The organism is Streptomyces sp. L7 (assembly GCF_050990935.1).
In the GTDB taxonomy this organism is placed as follows: Bacteria; Actinomycetota; Actinomycetes; order Actinomycetales; family Microbacteriaceae; genus Leifsonia.
On the sequence record NZ_CP194644.1, the window covers coordinates 1,608,479 to 1,620,219 of the forward strand.

An 11,741-nucleotide genomic window follows, 5' to 3' on the forward strand; every position below is an offset into this window, starting at 1 on the left:
CCGACACCGGCCGCCTCACGCGTGCAGCAGCACCAGCACGTGGTAGACGACGTACGCCGGCCAGACGATCGCCTGCAGCAGCCCGAGCACGACGCCCCAGAACGAGCCGTCGGAGACCGAGACGAAGTAGACCGCAGCGCCGATGTAGGCGATGAAGAAGAAGAACCCCCACTGCGCCGACTGGACGACCACCCGGCCCCGCCCGTTCTCGCTCATGGCCGTCAGCGTAGCGAGTGGACGCAGCGTCGGGGAGCCCGGATCTCACACGCGCGCCCGCACGCCCGTCTGCAGGGGTGTGCGCGGAGACAGCACAAGGACGGTGGAGCTGATGCGGGTCTTCGTGGCAGGTGGGACGGGTGCGTCAAGCGCGTCCGGTCCGACTGAGCGGCGCCGCCCCCAGAGCCTTTTCCGCGCCCGCCCGCACCGATACTCTCGGCTCATGGCATCCGTCCCGCTCACCGACGCGCAGGTGCGCGAGCTGCGCGAGAAGTACGCCGCGGGCGCCCGCCAGGTGCAGTTGGCCGCGGAGTACGGTGTCCGCCAGAACACTGTGTCGAGCCTGGTGACAGGGAGGTCGCGCCAGGAGGCCGGCGGCCCGATCCTGCCGGGCAAGGCGCGCAAGGTGACGAGCGAGGAGGTCGTCGCGATCCGGGAGGCCGTCGCGGCGGGCGCACCGCGCGCGGAGGTCTCCGAGCGCTACGGGATCTCGCACCCGATGGTCTCCAACATCGCCTCCGGCCGCGCGTTCGCGGACGTCGGCGGACCACTCACCAGCACCGCGGCGACGCGGGCGCGGCCGCTGACAGTCGAGCAGGTGGAGCGGATCCGCGAGCGAGTCCGCGCCGGCGAGGACCGCCAGGCGATCGCGGACAGCTTCGGCGTCTCGCACTGGACGATCGCGTCGGTCGTCCGCGGCGCGACGACGGGAGTGGAGGAGGCGACCGGCGACGACGACGAGGTCGTCCAGATGCGCCGGCTGCACAGCGCAGGGGTCTCGCAGACCGAGATCGCCCGCCGGTTCGGCACCAGCCAGCAGCGGGTGAGCCTCATCGTGCGGGGCAGCTCCCACGCCGGGCACGGCGGCCCGATCGCCGACGCGCACCGGAGGCGGCTGGGCGACGACGAGGTCCGCGGCATCCGGGAGGCGTACGCGGAGGGCACGCCGCTCGCGGAGCTGGCGGAGCGCTACGACGTCACGCCCGCGATCCTTCGGCTCGTGGTGACCGGCCGCACCTACGCGGACCGGCCGGGACCGATCGCGCGCTGACCGCCCGGCACGATTCGTGCCGAATGTCGCGAATCGCGACGTCAATCGCGCGATTCGTGAGGAATGTCGAGGGCGGTGGCCGTGCTCCGGGCCTACCCGTCCCCGTCCCGGTTGACGATCGTGAAGGCGAGCTGCGCGGCCGGCCCGAAGATCGGCAGCGCGCGCGCGGCCGGCGGGAGGTCGAGCAGGGCGTGGATGACGTTGCGGTCCTGCGGGTCGGGGGTGAGCGTCAGTTCCTCCGCCATCTGACCCAGCTGGTTGATCGCTCCCGGCACGGCGCTGTTCCAGCCTGTCCAGGCGCCGAACCGCCCGTCGGCCGCCCGGCCGATGTCGACGATCAGCACGTCCTGCCAGTCGCCGACCTGCTCCAGGTTGCTGGAGAAGTCGAAGACGCCGTTGCGCGTGATGACCTGATACACGCGCAGGGTGAGGGCGTAGCGGGAGAGGTCCTGGCTGAGCTGCGCGTACGAGGCCACCGCCGCAGCCGCCACCGCGGGAAGTGTGGGATCGAGCGGATTTTCCAGCGCGACGTTCGCCTGTGCGCTCGACGGCGCCCCCCGCGCCGGCTCCTCCTGGCCGACGTCGAACGAGTCCAGGAGCCGGTGCCACCAGGTCCGGTGCCGCGCCTCGAGGGGTGCGGCGGCGACCTCCACCTCGGATGCCCCGACAGCCGCCACCCCGGGTCCCGGGTCGTCCCCCACCCCCGGCGTGACGTGCGTCGGCGGGAGGTCGGACGGAGGCTCCTTCGAGAACAGGAAGGTCCCGACCAGCGGGATCGGCGCGTCCACCGAGTCGTCGCCGGCCGCGCCGGCCGCGTGCTGCGCGATCTCGGCGTTGAGCTGCACCGGGTTGTAGTGCGCGGCCTTCTGCTCGGTGATCAGCACCGACAGCCCGCGGATGGCGAGCTGGAGGTCGGCCTGCCACGCGACGTCCGGCCGCGCCGCGACGACGGACGCGGGCGGCAGCTTGCTCAGCTCCACCTGCACCGACCAGTGGCCGAACAGGAAGCGCGACAGGTTCTGGTAGCCCTCCTCGGAGTTCACCTCGCCGTACGGGCCGGAGTGCGACTTGTAGACGAACGCCCGGTGCGCACCCTTCACGTAGGCGTTCTCGATCAGGACCAGCCCGTCGCTGCGTGGCCCGACGCCGAGCTTCGCCAGGTTGTAGTCGTTCTGGTCGGTGCCGATGATGCAGAACACGTCGTCCACGTCGAACACCGAGGGCGGCATGACGCGCGGATCCCACGCCTCCCCGATCGGCTTGTCGCCGAACTTCTTCCCTGGCGTCAGGTAGCCGTACATCTTCGGCGGCGAGAAGATGTCCGACCCGGCAGGTCCGAACGTCTCCATCAGCCAGTTGAGGAGGCCGCCGGTGAAGACGATCCCGCCGTGCGGTGTCGCGTAGGTGCAGAACTTTGCGACGAGCTCCTTCGCGGGGATGCGGCCGTCCTCCTCGCACACCTTCTGCATCATGCAGCGCGCGACCAGCCCGCCCATCGAGTGCGCGACCAGGAACACCTTCGGCGCGCCGGTCTTCTCGCGGACCGTCAGCACGAGGTCGTACAACTCCCGCGCGGCCTGCTCGATGTCGAAGCCCTGCGCCTGGGTGTGCTCGCGGACCAGGTCCTCCGTCCAGGTGATCGCCCGGTCGAAGAGGTTGCCCGTGCGCGGCGTCGGCGCGGCGTACGTGGTGGCGGCCTCGTCGTAGAAGCGGTGGATCCAGATGGACTTCTGCGGCAGCGTGCCGGCGTCGGCCGTCGCCAGCAGTTCCTTCTGGCTGCCGCGCACAAGGAGCTGGTAGGCGCGCTCCCCCAGCAGCCGAAGCAGCGGGCCCTCGAACTGGTAGAACAGCGGGTCGCCGTCCCCGTTGACCCGGGTGTGGGTGGCGCCCTCGTTGAAGCCGTAGAAAGGATCGTTGACCGTGGAGTCGATCTGACTGGTCGGGCCGGCATACCCGCGGCAGTAGACGATCGGCAGCTCTTGCACGGGGACAGGGTCCCGCCGATGGTGAGGATGTGTCAAGACCGGATGGTCTACTGTCCGGAGAGGACGAACGGCCGGCCACCCGAAGGTGACCGGCCGTCCAGAAAGCGAAAGCGTCAGCCCCCGATTCGGATGAGCTTCTTGTTCACGAACTCGTCGGCGCCGAAGCGGCCGAGCTCGCGGCCCGAGCCCGAGCGCTTCACGCCGCCGAAGGGCAGCTCCGCGCCGTCGGCGAGGACGACGTTGACGAAGACCATGCCGGCCTCGATCTGGTCGGCGACCCGGAGGGCCTGCTCCTCGTCGGTCGTGTAGAGGTAGGAGCCGAGGCCGAACGGCGTGTCGTTCGCGATGCGCACCGCGTCCGCCTCGTCCTTCGCGCGGAAGACCTGCGCGACCGGACCGAAGAACTCCTCCTTGGAGGCCGGGTTGTCCGGCGTCACGTCGGTGAGCACGGTCGTCTCGAAGAACGCTCCGTTGCGGCCGCCGCCGCGCACCAGGGTCGCGCCGTTGGCGACGGCGCGCTTGACCTGCTCGTCCAGGCCCTCGGCCGCCTTCAGCGACGAGAGGGGGCCGAGTGCCGAGCTCTCGCTGGTGGGGTCGGTGGCCTCCACCTCGGCGAGCTTGGCGGTGAACTTGGCGAGGAACGAGTCGTACAGCTCGTCCGCGACCACGAAGCGCTTCGCGGCGTTGCAGGACTGGCCGCTGTTGTCGAGGCGGGCGTCGACGGCGTTCTGCACGGTGGCGTCCAGGTCGTCCGTCGACAGCAGGATGAAGGGGTCGGACCCGCCCAGCTCCAGCACGACCTTCTTGAGGTTGCGGCCGGCGATCTCGGCGACCGCGGCGCCCGCGCGCTCCGAGCCGGTCAGCGAGACGCCCTGCACGCGCGGGTCGGCGATGACCGTCTCGATCTGGTCGTGCGACGCGTAGATGTTGACGTACGCGCCCTCCGGGAAGCCAGCGTCCAGGAACATCCGCTCGATCGCGGCGGCCGACTCCGGGCACTGCTCGGCGTGCTTGAGCAGGATGGTGTTGCCGATGATCAGGTTCGGGCCGGCGAAGCGGGCCACCTGGTAGTACGGGAAGTTCCACGGCATGACACCGAGCAGCACGCCCAGCGCCGAGCGGCGGACGACCGCGGAGCCGGTGCCGTCCAGAAGCTGGATCGGCTCGTCCTTCAGGAACTCCGACGCGTGGTCGGCGTAGTACTCGTAGATCGCCCCGGCGAAGTCGACCTCGCCGAGCGCCTGCTCGACCGGCTTGCCCATCTCGCGCACGATGATGTCGGCCAGCTCCTGGCGGCGCTCCACGTGCAGCTCTCCGACACGGCGCACCAGGGCCGCACGCTCCTCGACCGTGGTCGTCTTCGACCAGGTGCGGTATGCGTTGTCGGCCGACGCGATGGCGGCCTGGAGGCCCGCGTCGGTGATGGTGTCGAAGGTCTTGACCGTCTCGCCCGTGGCGGGATTGGTCACGGCGTAGCTCATGTTGCTCCTTATTCCTACAGTGACGGGGTCGTGGCCCTGGGTGATCGGGGCAGGGAAGCCCTCAAGAAGACACTACGGGTCCGGTGTCGGCTCGCGCTACGAGTCGAAGCCGGCCCTCCGGCGGAGCCTGCTGCCCGTGCCCCCACCCCCTCCGCCAGGAGCCTGCGCACGCCACGCCGCCGACTCTCCTACCGAACGCCGTTCGGAAGGAGATCCAGGCGCGTCTTCCTTTCTCCGGGTACGGCCGCTCAGGCGACGCGCTGGCGCGGGTGGTCGGCGCTAGCCCAGCGCCCGAGCCTTCAGGTGCGCGAACTCGTCCTGCGAGATCGCGCCGGTGTCCAGCAGTGCCTGCGCCTTCGCGATCTCATCCGCCGGGCTCGCGCTCGAGGTGACCTCGCGGATGTGCGCGTCCACCGCGGCTCGCGTCTCCGACGCCTCCTTCATGTTGCGCTCCGCCATTCCGCGGCCGCGCGCGACGAGGTAGACCAGCGCCGTCAGGAACGGCACGAAGATCAGGAAGATGATCCACACCGCCTTCCACCAGCCGTTGAGCGCGCGGTCGCGGAAGAGGTCCCCGATGATCGCGAACAGCGCGAACAGGTAGGCGACGAACGCGAAGCACCAGAAGAAGAGCCAGACCGTACTCCAGAAGCTGCTCATTTCGTTCCTCCCCTCGAGTGCCGGCCCAGTGCCGGCGCCCGGAATGTAACCCCGCGGAACGGCCCGTGGCTACACCCGTTCTGCGCGTTCCGAAATGCTCGGACGGCAAGAGAATTCTCTCCATTGCCCTCTCCCCAACGCCGTGGCGGTGATGCATCCTGTGGCCGAACGCGCCAGACCGAGCGGGGAGGTCGATATGGACATCGCGTTGGTCGAGGCCGGGCTCGTTCCCGACGACGCCGGCCTCATGACGGCCACGATCCGCACCCTCGACACCCTGCACGACGAGGACGGCGACACGGTGATTCCGGGTCTCGACTCGGGAGGCTGGGACGGGGCTGCGATGGACGAGCCGGTGCACCGGGAGGGTTCGGCCATCCTCCCCGGGGTCGACCTCCTGGGCACCGGCTCCCCGGCCGACCGGATCTGGATGAAGCCTCCAGTCTCGGTGCCCGGGATGGACCCCCCGAACGCCGACGAGCCGTCCATCCCGGCCGCGATGTAGGCCGGCACGGGAAGGCGGGGACGGTCGATGCGGGAGTTCGTCAGGTTCGCGGGGGCGGTGGCTCTGGTCGCCCTCGTGGCCCTGGCGACGACACCGGGCGCCGACCTGAGCACGACCCGGCTGGTGGACGCGCTGGTCGTGCTGATCGCGGCGGTGGTGAGCTCGTTCTGCGCGGGGGTGGCGGAAGTGCGGCGCGTGCAGGCGGCGGAGGCGGCGGCTGACGACCAGCTCGGTCTGAGCGCCCCCGCGACGGGGTGGCGCGGTGACGGGGCGGCGCGGTGACGGGGTGGTCAGAAGACGGGAGCGGCCTGCTGTGTAGGTTGGTCCCATGACCGACCTCCCGGACGCGCTCCCCGCCGACTACGAGCCCGCGCACGTCTTCCGCGTGGTCGCGATGCCGCTCGACCGCGGCTGGGGCGTGTGGCTGCGCGCGGCCGACGACAGTGTCATCCACAGCTTCGGGATCGGGCTGCCGCCCGAGATGCCGTTCCGTCCCGACGTGCTGGAGGTGCTCGGGCCGGTACTCAACCTGCAGTTCCGGCTGGCGTACATGGACGACGCGGCATGGGACGAGCTGGAGAATCACTGGTCGGCGGTCGTGTACGAGTACACACCGCGGTAGCGCTCGCTCAGTCGTCGGGCGTGGTCACCTGCTCGACGCCGTCGCCGTCCTCCAGCGTTCCCGGCACCGTCCCCTCGTAGAGGTAGGCCGCGGCCTCCGGCCACGCGCTGGCGTCCACCAGGCGGAACACGTCGACCGCGGCGGCGCCCTCGAACATCGAGGCCGCCCGGATCACCGCGGGAGGCCCGGCGCCGACGATCGGGAGCCGCCTGCTCGTGCTCTCGCGCGACTCGCCGGGGTACAGGAAGACCGCGACGAAACTGCCGCGCGTGTCCTCCATGACCGACCCCCGAAAGCCGTCCGTGCCGCCTCCGCGCGCGCTAGCTCTTCAGTTCCCGTCCGTGCACCGTCACCGCGTAGATCACGAGGATGTCGACGGTCACCATCACGATCGACCACCACGGTTGTGCCGGCAGCGACATGAGCTGCGTCACGGCGTTGACTCCCGCGATCACGACGGCGAACACGCGCGCCCACATCGCCCCGCGCAACAGGAACAGCCCGGCGAGCAGCAGGAGCACGCCGATGATCAGCGACCACCACCCCCAGAGTGCCACGTTGAACGAGGCGACGCCCTTCGTGCTGACGAAGTACGCCGTGTTCGGTCCGACGATCGCCATGATCCCGTAGAAGATGTCGATCGCCGCTCCGATGAAGAGCATGGTCGACGCGAAATACGCCCAGCCGACCCAGCCGGTCGCCGCCCTCGCCTCGGTCATTTCCCGCACCCCTCTCGCCGCCGCCGTCCCGTCCGGAGCGGCGGCACTCTCGGGGACGGCCCTCCGGCTCCCCTGTGGCCGCATGATGCCCCCGTGGTCGCGAGCTCGGCAATACGTCGTTCGGCGCCATCCGGGGGACAAAATCTCGGGAATAGCCAAGGCGGTGCCGCAGGAGGCACAATCCGGACATGAGCGAAGCCAACGCCACCGGCCCCACCGCCCTCGGCCCCGGCACCGTGCCCGGGGGCATCCCACTCAAGCTGCACCTGAGCGAGCCGGAGTACGCCGCGCTCGTCCGGATCGCCCTGCACCGCCACACCACGGCATCCCACCTGGTCGAGACGCTCGTCCTGCGAGCCCTCGAACACGCCGAGGTGCCCCCGCCGGCCGACTCGTCGCCGAAACGGTCGCACACCACCTACGACGAGGCCACGCGCGGGTTCACCCGTGATGGGGCGCGGGTGAGCCTGCCGGAGCAGTGAGCTGCGATGGCAGGATGACACCGTGACCGAATCCATCCTCCTCGTCACCGGAACGTCCTCCGGTATCGGCCTCGCGACCGCGGTCGCCGCCGCCCGCCACGGCTTCACCGTCGTGGCCACCATGCGCGACCTCGGCAGGGCGGGCGCGCTGCAGGCCGCAGTCGACGCCGCCGGCGTCACACTCGACCTCCAGCCCCTGGATGTCACCTCGCCGGCCTCCATCGAGGCCTGCTTCGACCACATCCGGTCGACGTACGGCCGCCTCGACGCCGTCCTCAACAACGCGGGCGCCGGGCACCTCGGGACGGTTGAGCTGGAGTCCGTCGACGACGTGCGCGCCGTCATGGAGGTCAACTTCTTCGGCGTCGTCGCCGTCACCAAGGCCGCGCTTCCGCTGCTGCGCGAGAGCGGCGGCCGCGTCGTCACGGTGTCGAGCGTCGGCGGCGTGGTGGGTCAGCCGTTCAACGAGGCGTACTGCGCTGCGAAGTTCGCCGTCGAGGGCTTCATGGAGTCGCTGACCCCGGTCGCCGCGACCGTCGGCGTCCGTGTGAGCGTGATCGAGCCGGGAGCGGTGACGACCGAGTTCGTCGCGAACGTGCAGGCGCAGGAGACGCCGGCAGTGGCCGGGACGCCGTATGAGGGCGCGCTGAACGCCTACCTGGCGCGCACCGCCGCCGCGTTCGACCCGGCCGCGGCGCAGACGCCGGAAGGCGTGGCGGCGGCGATCCTGGAGACACTGACCACGGCGGAGCCTGACGCGCCCGCTCCCCATCCGCCCTGCCGCGGGGCGTCGCTGGTCAGCGCCTGCGGCCGCCGACCAGCACGTAGATCAGCGGCAGCGCCGACACGCTCATCAGCACGATCCCGAATGCCTGGACCGTGGGCAGCAGCACCGCTCCGGCGACCAGGAAGCCACCGAACAGCACCGCCGCGATCAGCCGCCGGGTGACGCGTTCGAGCCGCCCGATCCGCTGGTCGAGCCCGGGCGTCTTCACCGAGAAGTTGCCCTCCTCGATCCGGTTGACCATCCCGTCGAGCCGCTTCGGCAGCCGCGCCGCGACGCCTGCGATGGCGGCGGCCTCCTTCAGCGCGTCCTGCACCATGTTGCCGCTCTCGTCGCGCAGCAGCTGCGTCGCGTAGGGCTCGATCGAGTTCCACATGTTGAAGTCCGGGTCCAGCGCACTGCTCACCCCGGACGTCAGCGACATCGCCCGGACGATGAGGAGGAAGTGCTCCGGGAGCTGGAACGGCAGCGACCGGATCACGTCGCCGAACTGGGTGGCGAAGTCGCGGAACTCCCGCTGGTCGACCTCCCGCAGTTGCGCGAACCCCATCCCGCCGAACCGCGCGAACAGCTGCGTCATCGCCCGTTCGAGCTCGCTGGTGTCGGAGGTCGGCAGCAGCACCCCGACGTCGCGCATCGCGTCCACGAGCCCTTTGCCGTCGCGCCCCGCCGCGGCGATGAGGAGCTTGCGGAGGCCGCGGCGCGTGCCGTCGGGGACCTCCCCCATCATCCCGAAGTCGATGAACGTCAGCTTCCACGGGTGCGCGGTCGTCGCGTCCATCCCGTCGCCGGCCTGCGCGACGTCGGGCGTGACGAAGATGTTGCCCGGGTGCGGATCTGCGTGGAAGAACCCGTTCGTGAAGAGCTGGTCGAACATGACGGAGGCGAACACCGGTGCCACGTGCGCCGGGTCGATCCCGGCAGCGCGCAGCGTGAGCACGTCGGTGATCTTGATCGCCGTCACGTCTTCGAGCGTGAGCACGCGCCTCGTGGTGCGCTCCCAGACCACTTCCGGCACGGCCACGCGCGGGTCGTGGGTGAAGTCCTCCGCGAACCGCGCCGCACTCCTGGCCTCATGGAGGTAGTCGATCTCCTCCAGGCTGGTCGCCGCGAACTCTTCGACGAGGGCCGGCATGTCCACCCGGTCGGCGACCACACGGACCCGCTTGAGCCAGCCGCCCACCCGCCGCAGCGCGGCGAGGTCGACGTCGACGATCGCGTCGATCCCCGGCCGCTGCACCTTCACGACGACCGTGTCGAGCCCGGTGTCCTCCCGGTCCTGTGCGGCGAGCCGCGCCCGGTGCGCCTGCCCGAGGGAGGCCGCCGCCACCGGGACGGGGTCGATGCTGTCGAAGACGCGTTCCAGCGGCATCCCGAGCTCGTCCTCGGCGAGCCTCCTGATGGCGTCGAACGGGACGGCCGGGACCTCGTCCTGCAGCCCCTCGAGCTCCTTGGTGATCTCGGGAGGGAGGATGTCGAGCCGCGACGACATGAACTGGCCGACCTTGATCATCAACCCGCCGAGCTCGACGGCGAGGTCGTGGAAGCGCCGGGCGAAGGCGGTGAGGCGCTTGGTGCGTCCGCGCTCGCTGAAGCGGCCGAGCCCGATGCGCGGCAGGAAGAGGTCGTACCACCAGATGTGGATGAGGTTGGCCGCGGCGAACCGCAGGATGCGGCGGTAGCGGGCCCGGGTGTTGCCGGAGCCCGCTACTGCTGCTGTCCTGTTGTTCGTGCCTGGTGTCGTCGTCGCGCCTGATCCGGCCGCGTCGGGCGCCGTCACCCGCTCAGTCCTGGGCGTCCTGGGCGAGGATCGAGTACAGCTTCCGCCGCGCCTCGTCGAGGACCGCGACGGCCTCCTTGATCTGCTCGGGCGTCCCCGTGCGCCGCACCTGGGCGGCGGCCTGCGCGAGCGCCATGCCCGCCTTCGGCAGCTCGGAGTCGAACGGGTTGTGGCCGCCGGTCCAGTTGCCCGGGCCCCAGCCGCTCTTGGCGTCTTCCTTCTTCTCCTCGGGAGCCCACGGCGCGGGCCCGGCCTCCTCGGCGGCCGCGCGGCCCTCCTCGGTGAGCGAGTAGGTCTTGCGCCCATTCGACTCGTCGGCCATGATGAGTCCCTCGTCGGCCAGCAGCTGCAGCGTCGGGTAGACGGACCCGGCCGACGGCTTCCAACTCCCGCCGGTGCGCTCCTCGATCTCGCGGATGATCTGATACCCGTGCATGGGCTTCTCGGAGAGCAGCGCCAGCACGGCGGCGCGCACGTCGCCGCGGCCCATCCGGGTGCCGACCTTCTTCTCGAACTGCGACCGGAGCTGATCGAAGGCCTGGAACAGGCCGTCCGCGTTCATGTTGCCCCAGCCTCCGCCGCCGGTGAATGTTCCGCTCATGATGTGCCTCCAGAGTGACTGATCGGGTGAGTCGGTAACGATAGTCAACGATATATCGTTCGGGGGTGGATCGGGAGGGCTCCCAGCGATTCGGGAGGTCTGCTGATGATACCGGGCGGGGCAGTGTCGGGCCTCCCCAGCACCCCCATCCAGACCCCACCCCAATCCAGGGGCAATTCCCTACCGAGCGGTCAGCTTCTCGCTAGTCTGCTCACACGACCCGAGAAGGACTTCATCGTGAGCGACGCCTCTTACCCTCCCGCCGGCTGGTACGCCGACCCCGCCGCGTCCGGCAGCGTCCGGTACTGGAATGGAACCGCCTGGACGGAGCACACGGCGCCGCACAACCCCGTGCCATCCCCGGTGTCACCGGTCGCGAGCGCCACCGCCCAACCTGCTGGGTTCGGCTCCGCGCCGTACGCCCAGCCGGCCGGCACGGAGACCTCGTACCGCGATCCCGCCGCCTACGCACCCCTGCAGTCGCATTCGCCATACCCTGGCCCGCAGTACGTCGTCGCCGTGCCGCCGAAGAACGGCAAGGCGACGCGAGCGCTCGTCTGGGGAATCGTCAGCCTCTTCATCAATCCGTTCGCGCTGCCGTCCGTCCTCGCGATCGTCTTCGGCGCCCAGTCGCGCACCACGGCCGATCAGATGGAGCGCGCCGGGCTTGTCGACTCCGGCCGGGGACGTGCCACCGCCGGGCTCGTCCTCGGCTGTATCGGTGCGGCCTTCTTCGTGGTCTGGATGGTGTTCTACATCAGCCAGCTCAACTGGCACGGGCCCGCGCAGGCCGGCTAGCCAGCCGCTCCGCCTTCCGAGCGGCTCCCGGCGAGCGACCGTCGCCCGATCGCGAAC

14 protein-coding genes and 1 pseudogene are annotated in these 11,741 nt (G+C 70.4%); 7 read left to right on the top strand and 8 right to left on the bottom strand.

The features are described 5' to 3' along the window. Nucleotides 1-15: 15 nt before the first annotated feature. Nucleotides 16-216: a hypothetical protein gene (locus ACR5MH_RS08180; RefSeq protein WP_431346789.1), complete on the bottom strand. Its 201-nt coding sequence runs from the start codon at nt 214-216 to the stop codon at nt 16-18. Between the two features lie 223 nt (nt 217-439). Between ACR5MH_RS08180 and ACR5MH_RS08185 the strand changes: the two genes are divergently transcribed. Then, the gene (locus ACR5MH_RS08185; RefSeq protein WP_431346790.1) at nt 440-1,267 is read left to right on the top strand and encodes a hypothetical protein; all 828 of its coding nucleotides are present in this window, start codon (nt 440-442) and stop codon (nt 1,265-1,267) included. Nucleotides 1,268-1,359: 92 nt separating this feature from the next. Here ACR5MH_RS08185 and ACR5MH_RS08190 read toward each other — a convergent pair whose 3' ends face one another. The 3 genes from ACR5MH_RS08190 to ACR5MH_RS08200 form a co-directional block, all read right to left on the bottom strand. Further along, nucleotides 1,360-3,252: an esterase/lipase family protein gene (locus ACR5MH_RS08190; RefSeq protein ID WP_433862487.1), complete on the bottom strand. Its 1,893-nt coding sequence runs from the start codon at nt 3,250-3,252 to the stop codon at nt 1,360-1,362. Nucleotides 3,253-3,365: 113 nt separating this feature from the next. Beyond that, nucleotides 3,366-4,733 (bottom strand): NAD-dependent succinate-semialdehyde dehydrogenase, encoded by a 1,368-nt coding sequence (locus ACR5MH_RS08195; RefSeq protein ID WP_431346793.1) that lies wholly within the window; start codon nt 4,731-4,733, stop codon nt 3,366-3,368. A 279-nt stretch (nt 4,734-5,012) separates the two neighbouring features. Next, nucleotides 5,013-5,393, bottom strand: coding sequence for an SHOCT domain-containing protein (locus ACR5MH_RS08200; protein ID WP_431346794.1), 381 nt, complete (start codon nt 5,391-5,393; stop codon nt 5,013-5,015). Between the two features lie 196 nt (nt 5,394-5,589). On the opposite strand from ACR5MH_RS08200, the gene ACR5MH_RS08205 reads away from it, so the two are divergent. From ACR5MH_RS08205 to ACR5MH_RS08215, 3 genes are read left to right on the top strand one after another with little or no spacing between them, the layout of a single operon-like run. Further along, nucleotides 5,590-5,898, top strand: coding sequence for a hypothetical protein (locus ACR5MH_RS08205; protein ID WP_431346795.1), 309 nt, complete (start codon nt 5,590-5,592; stop codon nt 5,896-5,898). A gap of 27 nt (nt 5,899-5,925) precedes the next feature. Then, a complete protein-coding gene (locus ACR5MH_RS08210; protein ID WP_433862488.1) occupies nt 5,926-6,180 on the top strand; it encodes a hypothetical protein in 255 nt (84 codons plus the stop codon). A gap of 46 nt (nt 6,181-6,226) precedes the next feature. Next, nucleotides 6,227-6,520, top strand: a complete 294-nt coding sequence (locus ACR5MH_RS08215; protein ID WP_431346797.1) for a hypothetical protein — start codon at nt 6,227-6,229, stop codon at nt 6,518-6,520. Between the two features lie 7 nt (nt 6,521-6,527). Here ACR5MH_RS08215 and ACR5MH_RS08220 read toward each other — a convergent pair whose 3' ends face one another. Together ACR5MH_RS08220 and ACR5MH_RS08225 are read right to left on the bottom strand one after the other, a co-directional pair. Further along, entirely contained in the window at nt 6,528-6,800 is a 273-nt protein-coding gene (locus ACR5MH_RS08220) for a hypothetical protein (protein ID WP_431346798.1), read from the bottom strand. 40 nt (nt 6,801-6,840) lie between these two features. Next, nucleotides 6,841-7,239 (bottom strand): DUF7144 family membrane protein, encoded by a 399-nt coding sequence (locus tag ACR5MH_RS08225; protein WP_431346799.1) that lies wholly within the window; start codon nt 7,237-7,239, stop codon nt 6,841-6,843. Nucleotides 7,240-7,427: 188 nt separating this feature from the next. Here ACR5MH_RS08225 and ACR5MH_RS08230 point away from each other — a divergent pair, with 188 nt between their 5' ends. Continuing rightward, entirely contained in the window at nt 7,428-7,721 is a 294-nt protein-coding gene (locus ACR5MH_RS08230; RefSeq protein WP_431346800.1) for a hypothetical protein, read from the top strand. Between the two features lie 22 nt (nt 7,722-7,743). After that, the gene (locus tag ACR5MH_RS08235) at nt 7,744-8,670 is read left to right on the top strand and encodes an SDR family NAD(P)-dependent oxidoreductase (protein ID WP_433862489.1); all 927 of its coding nucleotides are present in this window, start codon (nt 7,744-7,746) and stop codon (nt 8,668-8,670) included. Between the two features lie 487 nt (nt 8,671-9,157). Here the strand turns inward: ACR5MH_RS08235 and ACR5MH_RS08240 are convergent. Together ACR5MH_RS08240 and ACR5MH_RS08245 are read right to left on the bottom strand one after the other, a co-directional pair. Next, nucleotides 9,158-10,018 (bottom strand): annotated as a pseudogene (locus tag ACR5MH_RS08240) (ABC1 kinase family protein); the annotation flags it as partial. A gap of 271 nt (nt 10,019-10,289) precedes the next feature. After that, nucleotides 10,290-10,886 carry a PadR family transcriptional regulator gene (locus ACR5MH_RS08245; protein WP_431346801.1) on the bottom strand — a complete coding sequence of 199 codons (597 nt, stop codon included), beginning with the start codon at nt 10,884-10,886 and terminating at the stop codon, nt 10,290-10,292. A 237-nt stretch (nt 10,887-11,123) separates the two neighbouring features. Between ACR5MH_RS08245 and ACR5MH_RS08250 the strand changes: the two genes are divergently transcribed. Beyond that, nucleotides 11,124-11,684: a DUF2510 domain-containing protein gene (locus ACR5MH_RS08250; protein WP_431346802.1), complete on the top strand. Its 561-nt coding sequence runs from the start codon at nt 11,124-11,126 to the stop codon at nt 11,682-11,684. Nucleotides 11,685-11,741: the final 57 nt, after the last annotated feature.